Source organism: Salinigranum salinum (assembly GCF_009176545.1).
GTDB lineage: Archaea > Halobacteriota > Halobacteria > Halobacteriales > Haloferacaceae > Salinigranum > Salinigranum salinum.
Genome location: NZ_VTOJ01000001.1, coordinates 1,394,157 through 1,419,082 on the forward strand (window position 1 = coordinate 1,394,157; position 24,926 = coordinate 1,419,082).

At 68.5% G+C, this 24,926-nt stretch carries 22 protein-coding genes; 13 read left to right on the plus strand and 9 right to left on the minus strand.

The genetic code is table 11. The features are described from left to right. Window positions 1–574 precede the first annotated feature (574 nt). From FZP69_RS06635 to FZP69_RS06655, 5 genes are all read right to left on the minus strand, one after another. Entirely contained in the window at window positions 575–991 is a 417-nt protein-coding gene (locus FZP69_RS06635) for a Rieske (2Fe-2S) protein (RefSeq protein WP_152040549.1), read from the minus strand. Between the two features lie 24 nt (window positions 992–1,015). Further along, a complete protein-coding gene (locus tag FZP69_RS06640) occupies window positions 1,016–1,966 on the minus strand; it encodes an ABC transporter substrate-binding protein (protein WP_152040550.1) in 951 nt (316 codons plus the stop codon). Between the two features lie 193 nt (window positions 1,967–2,159). Further along, window positions 2,160–3,173, minus strand: a complete 1,014-nt coding sequence (locus FZP69_RS06645; protein WP_152040551.1) for an aminotransferase class IV — start codon at window positions 3,171–3,173, stop codon at window positions 2,160–2,162. 206 nt (window positions 3,174–3,379) lie between these two features. Continuing rightward, a complete protein-coding gene (locus tag FZP69_RS06650; protein WP_152040552.1) occupies window positions 3,380–4,210 on the minus strand; it encodes a helix-hairpin-helix domain-containing protein in 831 nt (276 codons plus the stop codon). A 126-nt stretch (window positions 4,211–4,336) separates the two neighbouring features. Beyond that, on the minus strand, window positions 4,337–5,134 hold the full coding sequence (locus FZP69_RS06655; protein WP_152041538.1) for a shikimate dehydrogenase: 798 nt from the start codon (window positions 5,132–5,134) through the stop codon (window positions 4,337–4,339). 151 nt (window positions 5,135–5,285) lie between these two features. Here FZP69_RS06655 and FZP69_RS06660 point away from each other — a divergent pair, with 151 nt between their 5' ends. The 6 genes from FZP69_RS06660 to FZP69_RS06685 all read left to right on the plus strand — a co-directional run bounded on the left by FZP69_RS06660 (window position 5,286) and on the right by FZP69_RS06685 (window position 11,416). Then, on the plus strand, window positions 5,286–6,206 hold the full coding sequence (locus tag FZP69_RS06660; RefSeq protein ID WP_152040553.1) for a calcium/sodium antiporter: 921 nt from the start codon (window positions 5,286–5,288) through the stop codon (window positions 6,204–6,206). Window positions 6,207–6,420: 214 nt separating this feature from the next. After that, window positions 6,421–7,794, plus strand: a complete 1,374-nt coding sequence (locus FZP69_RS06665) for a sodium:calcium antiporter (protein WP_152040554.1) — start codon at window positions 6,421–6,423, stop codon at window positions 7,792–7,794. 97 nt (window positions 7,795–7,891) lie between these two features. After that, the gene (locus FZP69_RS06670; RefSeq protein WP_152040555.1) at window positions 7,892–9,409 is read left to right on the plus strand and encodes a D-aminoacyl-tRNA deacylase; all 1,518 of its coding nucleotides are present in this window, start codon (window positions 7,892–7,894) and stop codon (window positions 9,407–9,409) included. A 92-nt stretch (window positions 9,410–9,501) separates the two neighbouring features. Next, window positions 9,502–10,632: a cell division protein FtsZ gene (gene ftsZ / locus FZP69_RS06675; protein WP_152040556.1), complete on the plus strand. Its 1,131-nt coding sequence runs from the start codon at window positions 9,502–9,504 to the stop codon at window positions 10,630–10,632. Window positions 10,633–10,787: 155 nt separating this feature from the next. After that, window positions 10,788–10,961 (plus strand): protein translocase SEC61 complex subunit gamma, encoded by a 174-nt coding sequence (locus tag FZP69_RS06680; protein WP_152040557.1) that lies wholly within the window; start codon window positions 10,788–10,790, stop codon window positions 10,959–10,961. Window positions 10,962–10,963: 2 nt separating this feature from the next. Beyond that, the gene (locus FZP69_RS06685) at window positions 10,964–11,416 is read left to right on the plus strand and encodes a transcription elongation factor Spt5 (RefSeq protein WP_152040558.1); all 453 of its coding nucleotides are present in this window, start codon (window positions 10,964–10,966) and stop codon (window positions 11,414–11,416) included. Window positions 11,417–11,690: 274 nt separating this feature from the next. Here the strand turns inward: FZP69_RS06685 and FZP69_RS06690 are convergent, their stop codons facing one another. Further along, window positions 11,691–11,993 (minus strand): DUF7565 family protein, encoded by a 303-nt coding sequence (locus FZP69_RS06690; protein ID WP_152040559.1) that lies wholly within the window; start codon window positions 11,991–11,993, stop codon window positions 11,691–11,693. 194 nt (window positions 11,994–12,187) lie between these two features. On the opposite strand from FZP69_RS06690, the gene FZP69_RS06695 reads away from it, so the two are divergent. Then, entirely contained in the window at window positions 12,188–12,922 is a 735-nt protein-coding gene (locus FZP69_RS06695) for a PHP-associated domain-containing protein (RefSeq protein ID WP_152041539.1), read from the plus strand. 27 nt (window positions 12,923–12,949) lie between these two features. Here the strand turns inward: FZP69_RS06695 and FZP69_RS06700 are convergent, their stop codons facing one another. Next, window positions 12,950–13,492: a metal-dependent hydrolase gene (locus tag FZP69_RS06700; protein WP_152040560.1), complete on the minus strand. Its 543-nt coding sequence runs from the start codon at window positions 13,490–13,492 to the stop codon at window positions 12,950–12,952. A gap of 225 nt (window positions 13,493–13,717) precedes the next feature. Here FZP69_RS06700 and FZP69_RS06705 point away from each other — a divergent pair, with 225 nt between their 5' ends. The 5 genes from FZP69_RS06705 to FZP69_RS06725 all read left to right on the plus strand — a co-directional run bounded on the left by FZP69_RS06705 (window position 13,718) and on the right by FZP69_RS06725 (window position 19,589). Continuing rightward, window positions 13,718–14,380 (plus strand): CoxG family protein, encoded by a 663-nt coding sequence (locus FZP69_RS06705; protein WP_152040561.1) that lies wholly within the window; start codon window positions 13,718–13,720, stop codon window positions 14,378–14,380. An 18-nt stretch (window positions 14,381–14,398) separates the two neighbouring features. Then, a complete protein-coding gene (locus FZP69_RS06710) occupies window positions 14,399–15,007 on the plus strand; it encodes a (2Fe-2S)-binding protein (protein ID WP_152040562.1) in 609 nt (202 codons plus the stop codon). Next, complete coding sequence (locus tag FZP69_RS06715; protein WP_152040563.1) at window positions 15,004–17,403, plus strand: xanthine dehydrogenase family protein molybdopterin-binding subunit; 2,400 nt, start codon at window positions 15,004–15,006, stop codon at window positions 17,401–17,403. The genes FZP69_RS06710 and FZP69_RS06715 overlap by 4 nt, the downstream gene beginning before the upstream one ends. Then, the gene (locus tag FZP69_RS06720; RefSeq protein ID WP_152040564.1) at window positions 17,403–18,293 is read left to right on the plus strand and encodes an FAD binding domain-containing protein; all 891 of its coding nucleotides are present in this window, start codon (window positions 17,403–17,405) and stop codon (window positions 18,291–18,293) included. The genes FZP69_RS06715 and FZP69_RS06720 overlap by 1 nt, the downstream gene beginning before the upstream one ends. A gap of 195 nt (window positions 18,294–18,488) precedes the next feature. Next, entirely contained in the window at window positions 18,489–19,589 is a 1,101-nt protein-coding gene (locus tag FZP69_RS06725; RefSeq protein ID WP_152040565.1) for a pyridoxal phosphate-dependent aminotransferase, read from the plus strand. Window positions 19,590–19,598: 9 nt separating this feature from the next. Here FZP69_RS06725 and FZP69_RS06730 read toward each other — a convergent pair whose 3' ends face one another. After that, on the minus strand, window positions 19,599–23,072 hold the full coding sequence (locus tag FZP69_RS06730; RefSeq protein ID WP_152040566.1) for a tetratricopeptide repeat protein: 3,474 nt from the start codon (window positions 23,070–23,072) through the stop codon (window positions 19,599–19,601). A gap of 111 nt (window positions 23,073–23,183) precedes the next feature. On the opposite strand from FZP69_RS06730, the gene FZP69_RS06735 reads away from it, so the two are divergent. Continuing rightward, window positions 23,184–24,452 carry an ArsA family ATPase gene (locus FZP69_RS06735; RefSeq protein WP_152040567.1) on the plus strand — a complete coding sequence of 423 codons (1,269 nt, stop codon included), beginning with the start codon at window positions 23,184–23,186 and terminating at the stop codon, window positions 24,450–24,452. Window positions 24,453–24,573: 121 nt separating this feature from the next. Here the strand turns inward: FZP69_RS06735 and FZP69_RS06740 are convergent, their stop codons facing one another. Continuing rightward, a complete protein-coding gene (locus FZP69_RS06740; RefSeq protein ID WP_152040568.1) occupies window positions 24,574–24,792 on the minus strand; it encodes a YgaP family membrane protein in 219 nt (72 codons plus the stop codon). Between the last annotated feature and the right edge of the window lie 134 nt (window positions 24,793–24,926).

A 24,926-nucleotide genomic window follows, 5' to 3' on the forward strand; every position in this document is an offset into this window, starting at 1 on the left:
GGTGTGGGCGCGTCGTGGTGGCACGGGGGACACGGTCAGTACACCGCGGGCGTCGGCGGACGAGTGGGCAGTCTGGCTACCCCTGCGGATCGACAGCGCCTTCGCCCGACACTCGTCGTCTTCAGACCGCACTGAAGACGTCCCGAGATGGACGCCAGTGCGTATTAGTCGTTTCCCCTCGCACAATGAGAGATCTATTTAATTGGACAATTTGGTTGCGTATTTTCGCTCCTTCGGCGCTCCGGCGGCGCTGCTGCTCCGCTCGACGGCGTGGTGTGCGATCGGGTCGGAGCTCGCGTCCCCGTCGCACGGATCGAGTCTCGTCCCTTCAGGCAGGCGCCGGCGATTCGACGACGAGGGATCTCTGCTCTCACCCCCTGCTCACTGAACCGGGAGACCACCGGACGGACGGGGTGGTTCCTCCCCGGTGGGACGACGAACGACGCGCGAGACACGCCGGGGATAGACGGAGATAGAATACAACTAATTATATCGGAATACGATCCCATGGTCGACCGCCCGCGTCCGTCACCGGGCCTTCGGCCATCGAACCGCCCGGGCGACCCGTCCTCGATCAGGTCCCCGTGAAGTCGATGCGACTGCCCGACGACTGTGCCGTCTCTCCGGAGGGACCGAGCCGTTCGAAGGTGTACTCGTCGTCGGTCAGGAACACCTCTCCGTCCCTCACCGTGATCTCGACCGTATCGAGATACGAGCCCTCGCAGGGGCCGAAGTTGCAGTAGCCCGAGTCGCACTCGAACGTGGCAGCGTGTTTCTGACAGACGATCTCGTCGTTTCGTACCAGTGCACCGGACCCCTTGTCGAGCCGAACGTCAGTCCAGTGTTGACAGTAGTTTTTGTACGCACTCACCCCGTCGTCGAACCGGACGAGGATGACCTCCGCGAGGCCGTCGCCGTCACGCACGGTGAACAGGAGCGTCCCGTCGGACGGCACTTCGTCGAGCGACGCGACGTGCCGGTCGTCGTCCATACCTCCGGTTGGGACGGCGCGTAATCAACCGTTACGATCCGTTCCGCCGAGTAGCGTGTTCGTGTACAGCGCCCCGACATCGATCTCGCCGGCCGACATGTAGTCGCCGTCGATCGTCTGTAAGATCTCCTCGTCCGCGAGCCACGCGACGAACTCCGCCCACCGCTCGTGACGCATCCTGCCCCACTCACCTCCCGAGAGATACGCCGGTGCGATCCGCCGCTGGCTCTCCACGAGGAACGACTCGTCGTCGAGCCCCGGGCCGTCGGCGGTCTCCGCGAGCAGTCGTGCGGCCTCCTCCGGGTCGGCGGCGGCGAACTCGTAGCCACGCCGCGTCGCGTCGAGAAACCGCGCCAGCAACTCGGGTTCGTCGTCGATCGTCGTCGGGTGGGCGAGCAGCACCGGAGTGTAGCCGTAGGGAACGCCGTACTCGTCGAGGGAGAACGCGTTCAGATCGATCCCATCTCGTTCAGCCTGGACGCCCTCCCACGGCACGAACACCCACGTCGCGTCCGCCGTGCCGTCGAGCAGCGTGTTCGGGATTCCGAGCTTCGGCGGGGTGACGATCTCGACGTCGCCTTCCCCGCCGTCGTTGCGGACGAGCTGCCGAACGATGTGATCCTCGAACCGTGCGCCGTACGATGCGTACGTCTTCGTGTCCAATTTTTTCGGTCGGTCGATCCCGCTCGACGCGAGCGTGACGATCGCGCTGGTGTCGCACTGGCAGACCGCGGCGATCGCGGTCAGCGACGGGTAGTCGGGGTGGGTGTGGTAGCTGATCGCGCTCTCCGACGGGGCGATGGCGACCGTCGCCTCCCCGGTGGCGACGCGCTTGGCCGGCGTCGTCTCGTAGTCGTCTTCGGCCGGCGAGTGGATCGAGAGGTCCACGTCGACGTCGTCGTAGTACCCTTTCGCCCGGGCGACGTAGATCCCCGTGTGGTTCGTGTTCGGTGTCCAGTCGAGCGCGAGTTTCATCGATGGTAGGACCGAGTGGTCGCCCGACGAACGTCAAAATACTGGCCGTTCGCCGACGCTCGTGTCCACCGGTCGTTCGGCTCACGTGTCCTCACTTCCCGGATGCCCACCTCCCGCGCGAGCCGAACGCGGATCGCGCCCTGTGTCGGGCCTCTTCGGTGTGATGGACGGCCTCCGGAGATCCGGTCCGGCCTCACCTGCTGTCGCTGACGTCCCACGGGCTGTCGACGCCACCGGCCGTCTCTCCGTCGGCGTCGTCCGCGTCGACACCGTCCGTTTTCGACCGGTAGTGCCCCTGTTCGACCCGCTCGTCGAACAGCCGCGACAGGAGGGTCGTGACCGGCCCGCCACCGCAGTCGATCCCGTCGACGGTCGCGACGGGTCGCAGCTCCCACGTCGTGTTCGTCAGGAACACCTCGGCGGCACCACGGACGTCGTCGGGGGTGAACTGCCCCTCGCGCACGGGGATTCCCTCGGCGCGGGCGAGTTCGATGACGACGTCGCGGGTGACGCCGGGGAGCACCGGTCCGTCGAGCGACGGCGTACAGAGCGCCTCGTCGGAGACGAAGAAGACGTTGCTCGTCGCTCCCTCGGCGACGTTCCCCTCCGAATCGAGCATCAGCGCCTCGTCGGTCCCCGTCACCCGGAGTTCGAGCCGAGCCAGGATCCCGTTGAGGTAGTTGTGCGTCTTCGCCCGTGCCGGGATCGCGCGGTCGGGCACGCGGCGGGTCTTCACCGTCTGGACCGTCGCCGGACCGTTCCAGACCGGGTCGCTCCCGCGGCCCCCGCGCGGGAGCTCTTTGACCAGGACGACGACCGTCGGATCCACCTCGGGCGCGGGCGTGAGTTTGCCGGGCTGGACACCCCGTGTGACGGAGAGACGGACGTACGCCTCGGTGAGCTCGTTGGCGGCGAGCGTCTCCCGGACGCGCTCGTGGAGGGTCTCGTCGGAGAGGCCGTGGTCGAGCTGGAGGGCCTCACAGGTCCCGGCGAGGCGCTCGGCGTGTGCCTCCCACTCGAACACCTCGCCGCCGTACGCCCGTAGCGTCTCGAACGCCGCGTCGCCGTACATGAACCCTCTGTCACGGACTGACACGGTCGCCTCGCTCGCGGGATGGAGCTCCCCGTCGACGTGGTAGACGAACTCGTCCGTCGGCGCCTGGCCGTCTCCGCCCTCTCCCGCGTCGGTCGCGTCGCCCCGTGTCATCGGGACGGATCGACGTTCGCCGGGATCATCGGCCTTCCGGCTCCGGTGCGTCCGTGGGCTCGTGGCGTGGCCTCGCGACGCGGCTCGTGTGCACGGAGTCGTCACTCGTCCCGTTCGTCACGCTCGTCTCGGATCGGTGTTGTCGGTGCGCCTCGTCGCGGACACCGTCTCCTCGATCGACCCGAGCACGCGTGGAAGCGGCGCGCTCAGTACTCCTTCGCACGTTCGATCCACTGCGAGACGAGCTTCTCCGAGACGTCGATGGCGTCGGCCACCTCGCCGGCGTCCGCGGCGGCCAGTTCCGCGACGGTCGTGATCCCCTCGTCCGCGAGCCGGCTCGAGTACGCCGGGCCGATCCCCTTGATCTCGTCGGGCGACGTGCTCCCCGCCGCGTCGGTGCCGGACTCCGTCTCCCCTTCGTCGTCGTCGGCCTCCGTCTCTTCCCCGGTGTCGGCTTCCGTCTCCTCCTCCTCGTCGGTGTCGACTTCCGCTTCCTCCTCGTCTCCCCCCACGCCGGCGTCGGTCTCCACCGCTTCCTCGTCGTTCTCGTCGACTGCCGCACTCGCCGTCTCCGACTTGTCGGCGTCGGTCGTCGGCGTTTCGACGGCCTCTGCCGGTTCGGCCGCCTCGTCTTCGACGTTCTCGTCGACCATCGACCCGGTCGACGCGGCCGCCTCCGTCCCCGTCGCGGCTGCCTCCGCCGTCTCCGGAGGTTCGGTGTCGACCTCGGTGTCGTCCTCGTCGTCCCCGCCGACGGCCTCGGCGGGTTCCGCGGCCTCCTCGGTGCTCTCGGGTTCGTCGACCATCGACGCAGTCGAGGCCGCCGCGTCCGTCTCGGCCGCCACCGGCTCGGCGTCGTCGCCGTCCGCCGTCTCTCCACCGGGTGCCTCGTCCGCGGGCGCCTTCACCGCCGACTCGCTCTCCGTCCGTGCCTCGCGCGTGTCTCGTTCGACCGTGACGCCGACGTCGTCGTCGCGGCGTCGACCGTCGTCGCCGCCCAGCCCGAGTAGCGTCTTGATGGTGTCGAGGAGCCCCATCACACACCAGCTCCCGTGACGGTCTCCACTGCGCGTTCCTCACAGGTCCGTGTCATGCCTCGCCCTACGCCCGCTCGTATTTAAAACCCTTCGTCGGCAGGCGGGCTCTGTCGCTCGGTCTGGGTTTCAGAGGCGCGCCCGCAACGCGTCGTTCATCGCGTCGACCGGCGCGTCGTGGCCGGTCCACCGCTCGAACGCGTCGACGCCCTGGAAGAGGAGCATCCACGCGCCGTCGATCGTCGTCGCGCCCGCCGCACGCGCCTCGCGCAGGAGTCGGGTCTCGATCGGACTGTACACCGCGTCGAGCACGGCGAGGTCGCCGTGGAGGTGCTCGGCTGGGACGGGCGAGGCGTCCTCGTCCATCCCGACGCTCGTCGCGTTGACGAGCACGTCCGCCCCGGCGATCCGCTCGAGCGTGTCGAGTCCCCCCGCGGTGGCCCCTCCCACGGAGGCGGCGAGTTCCTCGGCCGTCTCGACCGTGCGGTTGGCGACGTGGACGGCACAGCCGGCGTCGGCGAGCGCGAACGCGACCGCCCGCCCCGCTCCCCCGGCCCCGACGACGACGGCGTCGCGACCGTCGAGGTCGACGCCGTGGTGGGTGAACGACCGCGTCACGCCCGCCGCGTCGGTGTTGTGGCCGCTGGGTGGCGTGGTCGAGAAGTCGACCGTGTTCACGGCACCGATCCGTGCCGCCAGCGGGTCCGGGTCGACGAGGTCGAGCACGTCCCGCTTGAACGGGATCGTGACGTTCAATCCCGCGATCCCGAGCGCGGCCGCCCCCTCGACCGCCCGGTCGATCTCGTCGACCGCGGGCTCGAACGTGACGTAGCGTGCGTCGATCCCGAGCGCCTCGTAGGCGGCCTCGTGCATCGGCGGCGACAGCGAGTGCCCGACGGGGTTGCCGACGAGTCCGAACACCTGCATGGCCATGCTCGGCGGTGTCCGTCGGGGTACAAAAGTGGTCCGCTCCTCGCACGTGCTCCGCGGCTCGTTCGCCGGTGCCCGGCGGCCCGCTCGTCGCGTGTGTCTTTCACTCTCACGGCGACGTTTTGTCTCCCGGCCGAGTACGTGGGGTATGCTCTCCCCCGTGTGGGTCGACGCCGCGTTCGTCGGCGTCGGCGTTCTCGCCCTCTATCTCGGCGCGGAAGCGCTCGTCCGCGGCGCTGCCAGCCTCGCGCTCGGGCTCGGCATCCGCGCGGCGGTCGTCGGCGTCACCGTCGTCGCCTTCGCCACCACCACGCCCGAACTGTTCGTCGCGGTGCTCGCGGGTGCGGGCTACTCCACCGCGCTCGGGCTCGGTGCGGTCGTCGGGTCGAACATCGCCAACGTCGGCCTCGTGCTGGGCACCGCCGCCCTGGTCCGACCGTTCGACGTCGACGGCGAGGTGCTCCGGCGACACGTCCCGTTCATGCTCGGCGCGACCGCTCTCCTGGTGGTCCTCGCGGTCGACGGCCGCATCTCCGCCGTCGACGGGGGCGTCCTCCTCCTGGCGCTCGCGGCGTTCACCGCGACCCTCCTCCTCCGGTCGAGCGGTGGCCGCGGCTCCGTCCGGTCGGCGGCTCCACGGGACCTGCTCCTGGTCGGTGCCGGTCTCCTGGCGCTTCTCGTCGGCGCACGCGCCCTCATCGACGGCGGTACGGGACTGCTCGCCGGCTTCGGCGTCCCGACGCGCGTGGTCGGCCTCACCGTCCTCGCGCTCGGGACCTCTCTCCCGGAACTCGCGACCTCCGTGGTGAGCGCCCGACGCGACGAGGGGACCGTCAGCGTCGCGAACGTCGTCGGCTCGAACATCTACAACGTGCTCGCCGTGCTCGGCGTCCTCGCGCTGTTCGTCCCGGTCAACGTCCCCCGCTCGGTCGTCACGGTCGACCTCCCCGTGCTCGTCGCCTTCACCCTCGGCGGCGTCGCGCTCATGATCCACGACCGCGACGTCTCGCGACTCGACGGCGCGCTCCTCCTCGGCGGCTACGCCTCGTTCGTCGTCCTGCTCGTCTGAGTCGTCCTGCTCATCTGAGTCGCCTCTGGCGTCGCTCGTGCCCTCCGGTACCGGTCGTGTCCTCGGCGGTGTCACTGACGACGCGGGAGGACGCCCACGAATCGGCTCCCGTTCGTCGCCGGACGACGGCACGACCCGGGGACCGCCACGCCGACGGCTGGCCGGACTGACAGAAAGGGGAATGAATATCTGTCTCGGTTCGTTCGTGCCAGATATGAGTTCTCGAGTGCGTCACCCGCTCGTCGCGGTCGTGGTCGCGGTGACGCTCACGCTCCCCTGGTTTCTCTCCTGGGCCACCGGTGCGCACGCCTCGTTCGAGACGCTCACGACGGTGGCCGTGAGCGGGGTCGCCGTCCTCGGCGCGTCGTTCCTCCTCGCCTGGGGTGCTGAAACCGCCGAGAAGGACGTCCCCCGTGCGTTCGCGCTCGCCGTGCTCGCCGTGCTCGCCGTCGCGCCGGAGTACGCCGTCGACGCGCTGTACGCGTGGACCGCCGGAGCGAACGTCGGTACGCCACGCGGGACCGAGGCGGCGAACCTCGCCGTCGCGAACATGACCGGTGCGAACCGCATCCTCATCGGTCTCGGCTGGTCCGCCATCGCGGTGTTCACCGTCTACAAGGCTCGCGCGACGGACGACCCGGCCGTCGAACACCGCTCGGGCTTCCTCGGCGACGTGGTCCACCTCGACCGCGACATCTCCACCGAGATCGCGTTCCTGTTCGCCGCGACGGCGTACGCGTTCTTGGTCCCACTCAGCGCCGCGACGTTCGACGGAACCAGCACGATGGGTGGTATCGGCATCCTCGACACGGTCATCCTGGTCGGTCTCTACGCGCTCTACATCGCGATCATCATCCGCGGCGACGTCGACACCCACGAGGAACAGGTCGGCGTCCCGGCGTACTTCCAGGCCTACAGGAAACCGCGCCGGATCGCCACGGTGCTGTTCCTCTTCGCCTTCTCGGGGCTCCTCATCCTGACCGCGGTCGAACCGTTCGCCCACGGACTCGAGGATCTCGGCAAGCAGGCGGGCATCCCGCCCTTTTTCATGATCCAGTGGGTCGCACCGCTCGCCTCGGAGAGCCCTGAACTCATCGTCGTCGCCTATCTGGTCAACAAGGCCCGGTCGACGGCGGGATTCAACGCCCTCATCTCGTCGAAGCTGAACCAGTGGACGCTCCTCATCGGGACGCTCGCGGTCGTCTACTCCATCGCCGCCGGCCAGGTGGCCGCGCTCCCGTTCGACGGGAAACAGGTGGCCGAGATCTGGATCACCGCCGCGCAGAGCTTCTTCGCCATCGCCATCCTGACGAACTTCGAGATCTCGCTCCGGGAGGCCGTCGGCCTCTTCGGCCTGTTCATCACGCAGGTCCTCGCGGAGTTCGTCGTCATCAGGACCGTCGCCGAACCGCTCGCCTCCACCTACAGCCTCTACATCCTGTACGCCTACACGGCGGTCTACCTGCTCCTGGGGATCGCGTTGTTCGCGACCCGACGCGACGAACTCCGCTGGCTGTTCGGACGGACGAAAGCTACCGCACGGGAGGCCATGGGTCGCTCCGATACCGGGGTGGACCACGCCGATTGAGGTCGGGAACCGACACGCTGGACCGTCCCGAACCGACCCCGTATTACTCGAGATCCGAACCGACCCCGTTTTACCGCACGGAGACGAACACAACACCGTGATCGCGCTCGTCGTCAGCCGTGCCGACCGCGCCTCCGAACACATCGGCGAACAGGTGCTCGCGCTCGCGGACTGGACCGAGCGCGTCGACGAGAACCGCCCCGAAGGCGCGGGCGGCGGGACGTACCACCGCCGCCTGGGCTTCGAACTCCGGACGTTCGACGATCTCCACCTCCACCTCAGCGACGCGGCCGAGGCGTTCGACGATCCGTCGCTGCTCCTCTTTCTCTCCCGGCACTCCGGCGAGACCGGCCCCCTGCTCTCGGCGCACTTCACTGGCAACTTCGGCCCCGCGGAGTACGGCGGCGCGGACGGCGACCTCGCGCGGGCCTGCCCCGAGGCGCAGAAGGCGGTCGTCGCCGCCCTCGCCGACCACGCTCCCGACGGCTACGACGTCGGCATCGAGTGCACTCACCACGGCCCCTCCCGCGTGGGCTGTCCGTCGATGTTCGTCGAACTCGGGTCGGGTCCGGATGAGTGGGACGACCCCGACGGCGCTCGCGCGGTCGCGAGGGCCGTTCTGGCCCTCGCCGACGTCGTCCCCGACCGGCACGACGGCGACCGGACGCGGCACGTCGTCGGCTTCGGCGGCGGCCACTACGCGCCCCGGTTCGAGCGGATCGTCCGCGAGACCGACTGGGCGGTCGGTCACATCGGCGCCGACTGGCCGCTGGAGGCGATGGGCCACCCCGAGACCCGCCGCGACGTGATCCGGGCGGCGTTCGAGGCGAGTGCCGCCGACCTCGCGGTCGTCGACGGCGACCGCCCTGCCCTCGTCTCGGTCGTCGCGGAGGCGGGGTTCCGCGTCGTGAGCGAGACCTTCCTCCGGACGACGGCCGCGGTCCCGCGCTCGCTCGTCTCGCGCGTCGAGGGCGCGCTCGGCTCGGTCGACGATGGTCTCCGCTTCGGGACGCACGCGCGGGTCGGCCTCGCCGGAGGCGACGACACACCAGACGCCGAGCGTGCCCCCGACTTCGCCGTGGTCGACCTCCCCGACGACCTCCTCGACGCGGCGCTGGGGATCGACGCCGCGGCGGTGCGCGACGCTGTCGCCGACCACTCCGTCGGCTACCGGACCGCGGAATCCGGTCAGCGACCGACCGAGCGGGCGGCGCTCCCGGTCCGTGACGACGTGGCCGACGGCGAGACGGATGCACTCGACACCGACACGGACTCCGCCTCGGACGCCGGTACGGGCACGCACGACACCGGCCCAGATGCCGACGCGGTGGCCACTTCCGACGCCAGTGGCGACTCCGACGTCGTCGCCGCCTACGACCGCCTCGTCGCGGGGCTCTGTGCGGTCCTCCGCGAGCGGTACAGCGAGGTGTCCCGCGAGGGGGACGTCGTCGTCGCCCGCGAGTCGGCGTTCGACCCCGACGCCGCGGCCGACCTCGGTGTCGAACCCGGACCGGCGTTCGGCCGCCTCGCAAGCGGGGACGCGGTCGAGGTCGACGGCCGCTGGGTCGATCCCGCCGACGTCCACCGCGATAGGATTGTCAGATTTCAGGTATAAAGTGCGCGTAATCGCCCGACAGAGCGTCAGACAGGCGTATGACATCAGGGGAAAGATAATGTGGGTCCCCCCGGAACAGGGGGGCATAACGTATGGACTCCATCGTCGACAACGCAATCGATGAGGCCGAACGGATGGAGGATGGGACGACAAACGGTGTCGACGAACCCTCGCATTCGGCAGAACAGTCGGGCACGATGACGGACGACCAGCTGAAGGACGTCCTCCGTGACCTCCAGACGAACATCACGGTCGTGGGCTGCGGCGGTGCCGGCGGAAACACCGTCCACCGGATGGCCGAGGAGGGAATCAAGGGTGCGAAGCTCGTCGCCGCCAACACCGACGTCCAGCACCTGGTGAGCGTCGAGGCCGACACCAAGATCCTGATCGGCGAGCAGAAGACCCAGGGACGCGGTGCCGGCTCCCTGCCACAGGTCGGCGAAGAGGCCGCCCTCGAGTCCCAAGAGGACATCCACGACTCCATCCAGGGGTCGGACATGGTGTTCGTCACCGCCGGACTCGGTGGTGGCACGGGAACCGGGTCGGCACCCGTGGTCGCGAAGGCCGCACGCGAGGCCGGCGCACTCACCATCGCCATCGTCACCACCCCCTTCACCGCCGAGGGCGAGGTCCGCCGGACGAACGCCGAGGCGGGGTTGGAACGGCTCCGCGACGTGGCCGACACGGTCATCGTCGTCCCGAACGACCGGCTCCTCGACGCCGTGGGGAAACTCCCCGTGAAGCAGGCGTTCAAGGTGAGCGACGAGGTGCTGATGCGCTCGGTGAAGGGCATCACGGAGCTCATCACGCAGCAGGGACTGGTCAACCTCGACTTCGCCGACGTCAAGACGGTGATGGAGCGCGGCGGCGTCGCCATGATCGGTCTCGGCGAGTCGGACTCCGAACAGAAGGCACAGGACTCGGTCAAGAGCGCGCTCCGCTCCCCCCTCCTGGACGTGGACATCTCCGGGGCGAACTCGGCGCTGGTCAACGTCTCCGGCGGGTCGGACATGAGCATCGAGGAGGCCGAAGGCGTCGTCGAGGAGATCTACGAGCGCATCGACCCCGAAGCCCGCATCATCTGGGGCACCTCCGTCGACGAGGAGCTCGACGGCTCGATGCGGACGATGATCGTCGTCACGGGCGTCGAGTCGCCACAGATCTACGGCCGGAGCGACGTTCAGCCAGAGGCCGACACCGCCGACATCGACTTCGTCGAGTAGTCCGCGGCGTCGCGGCGTCGGCTCTCGATCGTCCCCGTTTTCGACAGTCGACAGCGACGGCCTCGGTCGGTTCCCTCCTCGTCCCGTCGTCGTCCGGGCCTGCGCTGTCATCAATAGATAGAAAAAGCCCGCCACCCTAGCGCCCACAACCAACCATGGACGTCAAGTACGATCTCAACAGCTACGTTCGGGTGTTGAAGCTCGCGTCGACGCCCTCCTGGGACGAGTTCTCCCAGATCTCGAAGATCGCCGGGGCCGGCATCTTCCTCGTGGGCTTTCTCGGCTTCGTCATCTTCGCGATCATGAGCTTCCTCCCGGGAGGCGTGTAGCCGTGCCGATCTTCGCCGTCAAGACGACCGCGAGCCAGGAGCGGACGGTCGCGGACATGATCGCCAACCGTGAGGAACGGGAGATCCACGCCGTGCTCGCGCCCGACTCGCTGACCTCGTACGTGATGGTCGAGGCCGACAACAACGCGGTCATCGAGCGCGTGCTGGAGGAGATCCCCCACGCCCGTGGACTGGTCAGTTCGGGCGGCGCCGTCGGTCAGTCGTCGATGGCCGAGGTCGAGCACTTCCTCTCGCCGACCCCCGACGTCGAGGGGATCGCCGAGGGCGACATCGTCGAACTCGTCGCCGGCCCGTTCAAGGGCGAGAAGGCCCGCGTCCAGCGCATCGACGAGGGCAAAGACCAGGTCACCGTCGAACTGTACGAGGCCACGGTTCCGATCCCCGTGACGGTTCGCGGCGACCAGATCCGCGTGCTCGATAGCGAGGAGCGGTAGCTCCTCGGACCGTTCCTCGACGGGCGAGCGGCCGGAGGCCGCGCGCCACTGACGAACACGTCGATGTCCTTCGACGCCCCCTCGTTTCGCTCTCGCGTGACCGAAGCGGGCGTCCGCTATCCGTTGTGACGGCGACGTCTCTCCTGGGTCGGGGTGGAGGGACGGTTCGTCTCTGATGACTCGATCGTAACGAACCCGTCCGACCCGCGGAGTGTCCCCGTCACTCCGGTCGTCGCTGCGCCCATCCCGGTCCACCTGCCACGCGCCGTGGCCCCTAGAACCCGCCTTCCTCTTCGACCCGCTCGACCACGCGGTCGACGTCGACCGTCGCTTCGATCTCCGCCTTCACCGACTCGCGTTCGCGGATGTCGTCGGCGCTGGCGTCGTACGCGCGGACGTACTCCGCACGCCCGTGCTCGTCGAGCGCGTGGCGAATCGCGAAGTAGCCTTCGGGCACGGCCGCGTCGCAGATCTTGCACGTGTGGTGGTCGTGTGCCGTCGCCTGGTGGACGATCGTGGCCTCGGCGTCGTCGAAGCTCGCACCGCACCCGGCGATCGCGCACTGCCAAGGGGACATGTGCGACTCCTCACCGCCCGGGAGCAAAACCGTTTCGTGGGTCGACACGGGGCGCGTTCTCGGTCCCGGCCCACTCGCGAGCCCGGCTTCCGTCGCCCGATTCGCGCCGAATAGCAACCACTAACTGGCGGCTACTCCACGGATCGCGTGTGAGGCGCGAGGCGTACGCGAGCGGGACCGAGACGCGAGTCGACATGCACGTGAAGCTCCTCGACGACCGCGTGGTCCAACGGGCGAAGGCGCGCGGTATCGACGTGCTCGTCTACGCGCCCCACTTCACCCGCCTCCCCGACATCCGCGCTCGCGCCCGGGAGTTCACCGACGAGGACCTCCTCGTCGTCCCCGCCCGCGAGCTGTTCACCGGCTCGTGGCGCGACCGCAAGCACCTCCTCGCCGTCGGGCTCACCGAGCCGGTTCCCGACTTCGTCACCCTGGAAGGGGCGATCCGCGAGTGCGAACGGCAGCGCGCGGCCGTCCTCGTCCCCCACCCGGATCTCCTGACCGTGAGCCTCGACGCCGCCGACGTTCGACGCCACCGCGAACGGATCGACGCCGTCGAGCGCTACAACGCGAAGTGTCTCCCGTGGCAGAACCGGGCGATGGGAGCCGTCGTCCGCGAGACGGGCCTTCCGGCTTTCGGGTCGTCGTACGCCCACCTCCACGCCACGGTCGGCGAGGCGTGGACGGCGTTCGAGCGTCCGCTCGACGACGAGACGGACCTCGTTCGTGCCCTCCGAGAGGGTGTCCCGCGGCGCGTGATTCGTCGATCGGGTGCCGGCCACCGCGTCCGTGGTGCCGTCGAGTTCGCCCACCTCGCGTACGAGAACACCTGGGGGAAGGTCGACCGACTGCTGCTGTCTGGGATGGAGCCGACCCACCCCGACCACATCGCCTATCGCGGCCGGTTCGACGACGTCGCGGTGTACTGAGTCGGGCAGCGGGACCGAGCCGAACACTCAGAGCAGCGCAGACAGCGCCGCGAGCGCAGCCGTCGTGACCTCCTGCAGCCCCGCGACGCCCGAGTCGAGCGGGTACGCGAGGTAGTGGACGGCGGCCAGCACGCCGAGTTCCACCGCCGTGATGACGACCGTGACGGCGTCGGCGTGTCTCGAACTCGTCGTCACGCCGGAGGGGAAGCCGTACTCCGTCTTCGACAGCGGGTAGAACAGCGCGATCCCGCGGCGGCTCCCCACCACGTCGAGGAGGTAGTGGGTGGCGACCCCGATCCAGACGAACTGGAGGTTGCCGAACAGCAGGGGGAACCCGACGAACACCCCGAGCACGGGGAGGTTGTGGAGCGTCTTGCGGTGTTTGCCGAACGCCGTGTCGACGTCGGGGAACAGCGCCCCGAGGGTCACGGGCACGGAGAGTTCGATCACGCGAGCGAGGCTCTCGACGACGACGTCGGTCGTCGGCTGCGTCGTTGGGGTCACCGTGAGGATCACACCCAGCCCGACGCCGAGCAACACCGCGTTCAGGACGTGGCCCTTCTTGTTCACGACTCTCCTGCCCCCGCGTGATACTCAAGCGTTTCGCCAGAGTTCTCGCGGTCGCGTCTCCGGCCGTGGGTCGGTCCACTCCCGGTCGCATACGCCCCACTCGAACGTACCCACCGCCGGGAGCGACTGCTGGATGCGCTGGCAGACTCCATAATCAATTAACGTTATGTTGTATGGAATACATCATCCGACCGGAGTGACTGGCACACGCCAGCAGGTAACACTATGGAATTCAGTGGGACGTTCGAACTCGAGGACACGACCGTCGACGAGGTGTGGCTCGCGCTCTCCGATCCGGTGTTGATCGAGCGATCGTTGCCGGGGTGTCAGTTCCTCGTCGCGGTCGACGACACCGACGTCGACTTCGACGCGTTGCGCGAGGAACTGGCCGACCGGGACGTGGAACTGACGAGCGACCCGGCAGTCGTCGAGGACCGGGCGTTCGAGGAGGGTGGCCACTACGCGGCACTGATGCAGGTCAGCGTCGGTCCCGTCAACCCGACCTTCGAGACGGTGGTGACGATCGACCGTCGCGAGTATCCGGAGATGTCCGCCTCCGGCACGGGCAGCTCCGGCGACAGCTCCTTCGAGATGAACTCGTGGATGACCCTCTCGGCGATCGACGACGGCGTCGCCGTCGAGTGGGGGACGGAGGCGGACGTGTTCGGCCGCGTCGCGCAGATGGGCCAGCGCGTCGTCAACCCGGTCGCCAACCGGGTCGTCAAGCGCTTCTTCTCGTCGGTTCAGGACCGGCTCCACGAGCGGACCCTCGCGGACGTCGACGCACCGGCCGCGAACGACGACGCGGACGCCGCAGACGACACGGACGGAGGAAGTCTCGTCGACCGGGTCCTCGGTCGCTCGAAGGGTGACGCAGATCGCTCGTAGATCGCTAACGACACGTCCATGACAGAGCACGACATCACACTCACGGTCAACGGCACAGCACACGAACTCACGGTCGAGGCGCGCACGCTTTTGATCCACGCGCTCCGCGACGAACTCGGCTACACGGGGGCGAACGTCGGCTGCGAGACCAGCCTGTGCGGCGCCTGCACCGTCCACGTCGACGGCGAGGCGGTGAAGTCCTGCACGGCGCTGGCGGTCCAGGCCGACGGTGCGGAGATCGAGACGATCGAGGGGCTCGCCGCCGCGGACGGCGAGCTCCACCCCGTCCAGCGGGGGTTCCAGGAGGAACACGGTCTGCAGTGCGGCTACTGCACTCCGGGGATGATCATGACGGCGACGGAACTGCTCGAGGAGAACCCGAACCCCACTCGCGAGGAGATCCGCGAGGGGCTCGAGGGGAACCTCTGCCGGTGTACGGGCTACCAGAACATCGTCAACGCCGTCGAGAACGCCGCAGCCGCGATGTCGAGCGGGGCGGTCGCGGACGGCGGCGCGGTCCGCTGGCCGACAGACGACGGCGACGGCGATGGCGATGGCGATGATGACGACGGCGGTTCGGCTGCCGGTACTGACGCCGACGACGCTGGGGCAGGTGGTCGCGAATGACCGTCCACACCCGGACGATCGACGAGATCGACCCGTCGGAGATCTTCGGCTCCCCCCTCGAACGGCGGGAGGATCCGGCCCTGATCACCGGCGACGCCGAGTACGTCGACGACATCCACCACCCGGGGACGGCGTTCATGGCCGTCGCCCGGAGCCAGTACGGCCACGCGCGGATCGAGGGCGTCGACACGAGCGCCGCGGAGGAGCGCGACGACGTCCTCGCCGTCTACACCCACGACGACGTCGCCGCGAGCGACGTGCCGGGTACGCTCGCCGTCTGGGTGCAGGAGGACTACGCCCACATCCCCGACCGGCCGATCCTCGCCGACGGACGGACCCGGTTCCAGGGTGAACCCATCGCCGTCGTCGTCGCGGAGTCGCGGTACGCCGCGGCGGACGCGGCCGCCCTCGTCGAGGTCTCGTACGACCGGCTCGACGCGGTGACCGATCCGGTCGAGGCCGTCGGGGATGAGGCGACGCCCATCCACGACGACGCGCCGGACAACGTCGCACTCGAGTGGGAGCACGGGGACGAGGAGGCGGTCGACGCGGCGTTCGCCGACGCCGCCGACGTGGTCGAACTCGATCTCGAGAACAACCGGCTCATCCCGACGGCCATGGAGACGCGGGCGGCGGTCGCCCGGTACGACGCGGACGACGGCCGACTGACCGTCGAGATGACCTCGCAGAACCCACACCTCCACAAGGAGTGGCTGGCCGAGACGCTCGGGCTCGACGAGGACGACATCCGGGTCCGCGCGCCCGCCGTCGGCGGCGGGTTCGGCTCGAAGATCCACCACTACCCCGAGGAGGCGCTCGTCTCTTTCGCGGCGATGGAGCTCGACCGACCGATCAAGTGGCAGGCGACCCGCACGGAGGGGTTCAGCTCGACCTCCCACGGCCGCGACCATCGGGCCCACGCCGAGATCGCCTTCGACGACGAGGGCCACATCACCGGGCTTCGCACGGAGACGCACGTGGGCGTCGGCGGGTACATCTCGTCCGCGCAGGCGAGCGTCGCCGCCCCCGACTACGCGGAGTTGCTCTGCGGGCAGTACGACGTCCCGGCGTTCTACGCCCACGTCACCGGCTCGTTCACCAACACGGTGCCCGTCGACGCCTACCGGGGTGCCGGCCGGCCGGAGGCGACCTATCTGATCGAGCGGCTGATGGACCGCGCCGCGGGACAGCTCGACGTCGACCCGGTCGAGTTGCGCCGGCGGAACTTCGTCGGGCCGGACCAGTTCCCCTACCAGGCGGCTGCCGGCCGCGAGTACGACAGCGGCGACTACGAGAAAACCCTCGACCTCGCGCTCGACCGCGCCGACTACGAGGCGTTCCGCGAGCGCCAGGCGGCCGCGCGCGAGGAGGGCCGCTACCTCGGCATCGGCTTCTCGTGTTACATCGAGGCCTGCGGCGTCGGCCCCGGCCTGTTCGAGGCGAGCACCGTCGAGTTCGAGAGCCCCGACGAGGTCGTCGTCAAGGTGGGGACCCACTCACACGGGCAGGGCCACGAGACGAGTTTCGCGCAGATCGTGGCCGACCGACTGGGGGTTCCCTACGACGACATCGAGGTCGTCGAGGGCGACACAGACGTCGTCGAGGAGGGCCGGGGGACGTACGGTTCGCGCTCTGCGCCGGTCGGCGGCAGCGCGGTGTTCAACAGCGCCGAGGAGGTCCGCGAGAAAGCCCGGACGATCGCGGCCCACCAGCTGGAGGTCGCGCCCGCGGACCTCGAGTTCGAGGCCGGCGCGTTCCACGTCGCGGGCGCGCCCGAGCGGTCGATCACCATCCGCGAGGTCGCCGACATCGCGGACGATCCGGACGAGTTGCCCGACGACGTGGAGCCGGGACTGCGGGCGCACACCTCGTACGACCCGCCGAACTTCGTCTTCCCCTTCGGCACGCACGTCGCCGTCGTGGAGGTCGATCCCGCGTCGGGCGAGATCGAGTTCGAGCGATACGTCGCGGTCGACGACGTCGGCACCCAGATCAACCCGAAGCTCGTCGAGGGACAGATCCACGGCGGGATCGCCCAGGGACTCGGCCAGGCGCTCTACGAGGGCGCTCAGTACGACGCCAACGGGACTCTGGTGACCGGCAGCCTCCAGGACTACGCCGTCCCGAAGGCGATGCACCTCCCCGAGATGGAGACCGAGAGCACGGTGACGCCGTGCCCACACAACCCCCTCGGGGTGAAGGGTGTCGGCGAGGCCGGCACCATCGCCGCGCCACCGGCCGCCGTGAACGCCGTCGTGGACGCGCTCTCGCCCAGAGGGGTCACGCACGTCGACATGCCGCTGACGGCCGAGCGAGTCTGGACCGCCGCCGACCGGGCCACCGTCGACGGCGGGTCGGACGACGACCCCGCCCGCGACGAGGGGGGTGACAGCTGATGTTCCCCGACGAGTTCGACTACCACGAGGCGACGACGGTGGCGGAGGCGATCGAGTTGCTCGAGGCGAACGCGACGGCGGAGACCGAACTCCTGGCAGGCGGTCACAGCCTGCTCCCGGCGATGAAGACCGGGCTGTCCAGTCCGGACGTGCTGATCGACATCGGGAGCATCGACGACCTCCACGGTGTCGCCGTCGAGGACGACACGCTCGCGATCGGGGCGGCGACGAGCTACAGCGACCTCCTGGCCGTCGACGCGGCCCACGAACACGCCCCGGCGCTGACCGCGGCGACCGAACGAGTCGGCGACCGGCAGGTCCGCAACCGCGGGACAGTCGGCGGCAATCTCGCGCACGCGGACCCGGCGTCGGACCTGCCCGCGGCCGCGCTGGTTTCCGAGGCGACGCTCGTCGTCCAGGGCCCCGACGGGGAGCGGACGGTCCCCGCCGAGGAGTTCTTCTTCGGGATGTACGCGACCGACGTCGGGCCGAGCGAGATCCTGACGCGGGTCGAGGTTCCGTCGGCGGCCGACGCAGTCGGCGCGTACGTCAAGAAGCCGAGTCCGTCGTCGGGATACGCGATGGTCGGCGTCGCGGCCCTTCTGGAGCTCGACGGCGACACCGTAACGTCGGCCCGCGTCGGCGCCAACGGGGTCGTGGATCACGGTGTACGCCTCGAGGCCGTCGAGGAGGCCCTGCTCGGCGAACGCCTCGACGACGCCACGATCGAAGTCGCGGCGGGACGCGCGCCCGACGACGTGGACACGACGATGCTGATGGACGACATTCAGGCGTCCGGTCAGTTCCGGCTCACCTTGCTGGCGGAGTACACGGAACGGGCGCTCCGGACGGTGACGGATCGAGTGTCGGCACCAGCGGCCGCGGACTGATCGGCCGGTTCCCGCGCTCGGCCTCCCGACCCCGTCGTACTCGACATCACTGGCCCCGTCGCACTCGGCCTCCCGATCCCGTCGTACTCGGTTTCACAGATCCCGTCGCACACCATCTCCCTGGTCCCGGCACGCCGTGGCGTGCTCCCGCCAGCGGGACGAAAACGACAACACCCTCGCTTTCCATCCCCTCGTATGGACTACGACGAGCCGCTGTTCTTCCACGTCATCCAGTACGCCCACCACGCCGACCGGGACGTCGTGGACATGGTGAGCGGCAACCCCGACTGGGACCCGCCGGCGGCGCTTCGCGAGGGACTCCACGAGTACGCCGACGCGCCCACCGCGGCGTTCCAGTACCCGCCGAGCGACGGCCTCCGCGAGCTTCGCGAGGAGATCGCCGCCCGCCGCGACGTCGATCCCGGGCAGGTGATCGTCACCCACGGCGGCGGGGAGGCGAACTACCTCGCGATGGCCCGGGCGATGGAACGAGACGCCGGCGACGAGTTCGTCCTCACCGACCCCGTCTACCCGTACTACCCCGGGAAGGCGCAGATGCTCGGCGGCAGCGTCCGGATGGTCCCCGTCCACGAGGACGGTCACCTCGACGTGGACGCGATGCGCGACGCCGTCTCGGACGCGACCGCGTGCATCGTCGTCAACACCCCGAACAACCCCACGGGGGCGGTGTACCGCCGCGAGAACGTCGAGGCACTCGTCGAACTCGCCGAGGCGCACGACGCTCTCCTTCTGTCGGACGAAGTGTACGACCACTTCGACTTCTCGGGCGCGTTCGAGTCGGCGCTCACCATCGACTCCGCGCACCGCGTGGTCACCTCGTCGTACTCGAAGACGATGAGCATCACCGGCTTCCGGGTGGGGTACGCGGTGTTCCCCGAGTCGCTGATCGAGAAGGCGAAGACGCGCCACATGCTCGTCAACGTCACCGGGGCCCGACCGTCGCAGGCGGCGGTCCTCCGCGCGCTCCAGGAGACGGGACCCGAACACTACGAGGCGGTTCGTGACACGCTTCGACCCCGGATCGACGCCTTCTGCGACGCACTCGACGCCGCGGGTGCGGACTACTCCCGTCCCGAGGGTGCCTTCTACGTGCTCGCCCGCTTCGACGGCTTCCCCGGCACGATGGAGAACGTGAAACAACTCATCGACGAAGGGGGCGTCGCGGGGATGCCCGGCGAGGCCTTCGGGAGCGCCCGCGACGAGTGGATCCGCTTTGCGCTGTGTACCCCACGGGCCGAGGAGGCCGCCGAGCGGCTGGCGGCGTTCTTCGCGTGAGCCGGGAGCTCAGGCCGATTCGAGTTCGCGGGCCTTCTCGTGGAGTTCCGCTGCCGCTTCGTCGCGGCCCCGTTCCACGAGGAACTCGGCGTAGCTCCGTACGATCTCCGGCACCGGACCGAGATCGAGCGCTCTCTGATACTGTTCTTCGGCTCCCTCGACGTCGCCCCGTCGGTGCAGGAGCGTCGCGTACGCGTCGAGTGTGCTCGCCTCTTCTGGCCGGAGCGCTATCGCCTTCTTGAGCTGGATCTCGGCGTCGTCCAGCCTGTTCTGCTCCATCAGGAACACCGCGTACCCGGTCCGGAGAAACGGATTCTCGGGGTGATGTTCGAGAGCGGCCCGGTACTGTTCGTCGGCATCGTCGGGTCGATCCTGTCCGACGAGAAACTCGGCGTAGCTGACTCGGAGCCACGGTTCGTCGGGCCCGAGTTCGGCGGCGATTCGGTACTGGTCTTCGGCCTCGTCGCCGCGCTCTCGGTCTGCCAGGAACTCCGCGTAGCTCCTGTGAATCCGTAGCGAGTCCGGATGACGGTCGATGGCAGTCCGGTACACCTCGTCGGCGTCGTCGTAGCGGCCCTGCTCGACGAGGGAGTCCGCGCGGTCGATCCAGAGGAACTGATTGTCCGGATCGTGGTCGAGGGCCGTCTGATACAGTTCGTCGGCCTCGCCGTGGTTTCCCCGCTCTAAGAGGAGTCCCGCGTAGCTTGCGACGAGAACCCGATTGGCCGGATCGAGCTCCAGTGCGGCCTGGTACTGTGTTTCGGCCTGGTCGTACCGTTCCCGTTCGTAGAGGTACGCCGCGTAGCGTCGTCGGATCTGTACGGCATCTGGAGCGAGCTCCAGTGCGGCCTGGTACTGTGTTTCGACCTGGTCGTACCGCTCACAGCTGTGAAGGAACTCCGCGTAGGTGGCGCGTGCATCCGAATCGTCGGGAGCGAGTTCCAGCGCGGTCCGATACTCCCTGTCGGCCTCGTCGGTGCGTCCCTGGTCAGCGAGGAACCTCGCGTAAGACCTCCGACACCACGGATCGTCCGGATTCTGCTCGCAGGCGATCTCGTGTTGCGTTTCGGCGTCGTCGAGCCGACCCAAGTCGACGAGGAACTCGATGTACTCGGATCGGAAGCGCTCGGGATCGCTGTCGAGAGCCTCGCGGTACTGCTCGTCCGCCTCGTCGTGTCGGCTCCGATCGACGAGGAACTCGATATATTTGGAACGGAGCCAGGGATCGTCGGGGCTTCGGTCGAGAGCCCTCCGATACTGTTCGTCCGCCTCGCTGTGACGATCTCGGTCGAGGAGGAACTCGATGTACTTGACACGGAGCCAGAGATCGTCGGGGTTCCGGTCGAGAGCGTTCCGGTACTGCTCGTCCGCCTCGTCGTGTTTGCCCCGGTCGACGAGGAACGCAATGTAGTTCTTTCGGGCGCGCTGTGAGCTGTCGGGGATGCCGAGTGCTTCGACGTACTGCGCTTCGGCCTCGACCACCTTCCCGAGCTCGGACAGCAGGTTCGCGTAGTCGATCCGGATCCACGCCGCGTTTGGGTTCTCGTCGATCTCCTCCTCGTATCTACGGAGCTGTTCGTACTGCTCTTCGCTCACCGCCGCGGTCCGGGGTGAGGTGCCCAGCAACGACCTGACGGTCTTCACGTTCGCCAGGCTGTAGTCCGAGTTCCCTCCGATCGCTCGTTCGATCTGTACCGGCCCGACGTTCGTAAAGAACTCTTCGATTCCCCGGTCCGCGTCGTCGTGATACTCCTCGACGAGCGTCTCGAACCGCTCGACCCGAGTCTCCAGGGAGGCGCTCGAGCCTTCGTCCTCGTACACTCCCGCGACGAGGAGATCGAGCAGGGTCCGTACATCGTCCGCGGGAACCGCCGCAGTCTGTCGGGCGACACGATCGGTGATCTTCCGATAGACGGCGGCGCGGCCACCCGAATCGGTCTCGCCGTTCGGCCTGTCTCCGGACCGATCGGTGTCGTCGCCCTTGCACGCCTCGTGGTACGCCTTCCAGAACTCTCGCTGGTATGCAACGAGCGTCAGCGCGGGGAGCAGTCCCGGATTCCGCTGTATCTCGGCGTGAAGTCGGGGCCAGCGGAGCGGAATGACCGCGAACTTCCCGATCTGCTCCGGTGTGGGATCGGACGGATCCGTCTCGCCGTGTTCCGGTGACGAGTCGGGCGGGACCACGCGCTCGTCCGACTGGACCGTCGATCGATCCCTGGACGCGTTCATTCGTTCCTCGAGGATCGCACTGAGGGTGTACAGGTTCAGGAACCGTTTGAGCTGTCGGGGGTTGTGATCGAGGCTTCGTGCAACGAGTTCCGTCACTGCCACGAGTCGATCGGGCGAACAGCCCGACACGGCCAGCGAGACCGGGGCGGCGGTTTCGGTCGGTGTCCGGCAGAACTCCCCCAGGGCGCCGGCGATCCACGACTGGTGCCCGGAGCCAGCCTGACCGTCCGCGGTGGGGTGGGTGACGGCGACCGTCCGGACGAACTCGTCGATATCCGCCTCGGTGGTCTTCGGGACGTCGAAGGGGATCTGAATGAACTTCTCGAGATACCGGTTTCCGTAGTCGATGTCGAAGCCATCGTCCCCGTCCGCGTCGAGGGACGACAGCACTTCCCTGTGTTTTGCCGCGATCGCAGCGGCCACTTTCTGCCTGTCCATCCCGATGAGGAACACGAGTCGCGAGTCGTCAGAGAGCATGAGATGAACCGCTTCCATGAGATCCGGGATCTTCGACAGTTCACACCGATCGAGGTCGTCGACGAAGACGAACACCCGCCGATCTCGCCCTCGGTCGTCCGTCCCAACGTACGCGTCTAACAGCTGCTCGAAGTCGTCGTGGAACCGTTCGACGAACGAGACACGGTCCTCGTATGGTTCTGTCGAGAGTTGTGACCGAATCTCCGCTTCCGTCCTCCCGACGACGTTCCGATTGATCCAGACGAGAAACGCGGCCCCGGAGACGGCCGTCACTCCGATCGTACCGAGGAACGTCTGTATTCGACTCGCCCCAACGATCGAACCGAGCACGCCGACGGCCGAGACAGCCAGGGCGTAGATCAAGAGCGTCACGCTCACCCGGAGTAGCACCCGCTTCCACTGCGTCCGTGACCGAACCCAGAGGAGGGTTAGCCTGGCGAGAAACCGATCCCGTACGGTGAGCCTCCCCGACACCTGGGTGATAAACGTGAGCATGAACGCCGCCCAGAGTGCCTCTTCCGACTGGTGACGCCACGGGTTGAACTCGACCGTGACGTGTCCGTCCGCCTCGAGCCGCTCTCTGAGCTGACACATGAACGAGGACTTCCCAGCTCCCCACTCCCCCTCGATCGAGACGGTCAGGGGCGGACTCGCGTGGAGAAGGAACTGACGGAGGGCCGTGACGTACGGAGCAAAATTCAACGAATCGGCCGACGACGCTCTGTCGTCGAGCCCGACCCGGAGCGATCCGCCATCTCCCCCCGATGCAGTTGACATAGAGCCGACACTCGTGGACACATGTCATCTCTCGATATAGCTCTGTCTCCTCTCGCCACAGAACGACCCCGAGACCGACGAGTACACAAGGCTCCACTGACGAGAACGCGTATGACGAACATCGACGTCGAACCGGTCGACTCCGTCGACGACGAGGACGCCGAGGAGACACACGTCCACGGCGAGGGCGACGCGATCGAGGTCGAGACGGGCACGATCGAGGATTCGGAGGCCGACCTCCCGGTCGGCGTCGACGCCCCGGAGTACGTCCTCTACGGGGGGAAGGGCGGCGTCGGCAAGACGACGATGGCGGCGGCGACGGGGCTGTCGTCGGCGGCCGCGGGGACGCCGACGCTCGTCGTCTCGACCGACCCGGCTCACTCGCTGTCGGATACGCTGGAGGTCGACATCCCGCCGCATCCGACGCAGATCCGCGACGATATGCCGCTGTACGCCGCCGAGATCGATCCCGATAGCGTCGCACAGGGGCCGTTTGCCGGCGGCGAGTTCGATCCGGGCTTCGGCACGGGCGACGGGGGTGACGACGAACCGACGGGGGCGACGGCTGGACCGGGAGGTGTCGCCGGGAGCGACGAGAACCCCTTCACTGGCCCCGATTCCGACGCGGGCGGCAACCCGTTCACGGGCGGCGCTGGCGAGGGTGGTCCGATGGGTGGGGCGATGGGCGGTCTCGGCGACCTCTTCGGGGGGGACTCGCCGCTGAGCGGGCCGATGCCCGGCGCGGACGAGGCCGCGGCGATGCAGCAGCTGCTCGAATATCTCGACGACCCACGCTTCGACCGCGTCGTCGTCGACACGGCCCCGACGGGGCACACCCTTCGACTCCTGGAACTCCCCGAGGTGATGGACTCGATGGCGGGCCGGCTCCTCCGAATGCGCGAACAGTTCTCCGGGCTGATGGACGGCATCAAAGGCATGTTCGGTGGGTCGGTCGACAGCGACCGCCCGATGGCCGACCTGGAAGAGCTGGCCGACCGGATCGAACGGTTGCGAGCGGTGCTCCGCGATCCCGCGAAGACGGACTTCCGCGTCGTGCTGGTGCCCGAGAAGATGAGCGTTCTCGAGTCGGAGCGCCTGATCCGACGGCTGGACGAGTTCGGCATCCCGGTCCAGACGGTCGTCGTCAACCAGGTGATGGAGGATCTGGCGGAGGTCGCTACCGACGTCGACCCCTCCTGGGTCGTCTCGCCCGACCTCGACCACTGCGAGTTCTGTCAGCGTCGCTGGAAGGTCCAGCAGGCGGCGCTCTCGGAGGCGATGGACCTCTTTCGTGGACACGACGTCAAGCGCGTTCCGCTCCTCGCTGACGAGGTGCAGGGCGAGGCCGCGCTGCGGGTTGTCGCGGCCTGTCTGCGGTGACGGCGGCAGGACAGGTGAACCACACGGACGACGTGTTCTGACTCTCGAGCGGCAGGCGTTCGACCCTCCCGGCGAGCGACTCGTCGCGTTGGCGCCCACAGCGACGCTTTCGGAGCCGCGATCACTCCTCACTGGACGAGGTGTCGATCCCGAGCAGCGCGTTCCCCCCACAGTGACCGGTCAGCGAGTTCGACAGGAGGCCCAGTCCCGCGATCCCCGTCACCGCGGCCACGACGTCCCTTCGGTCGAGGAGCGCGCCGACAGCCATCGCGAGCAACCAGATCCCCCCGACGCCGCGAACCACTCGGTCGGCCGTGGACATGTTCCGACTGAGATCCATAGCGCAAGCTAACAGCCCGTCGCACTAAAACGACACGCGGCAGCGTCCCGGTTGCGATTCCCACCCGGTACGCCGGGACGCTCTGTCGTCGCGCCTCGTCCCCTCGTGTTCGATCCCCCGTCTCGACGCACGTC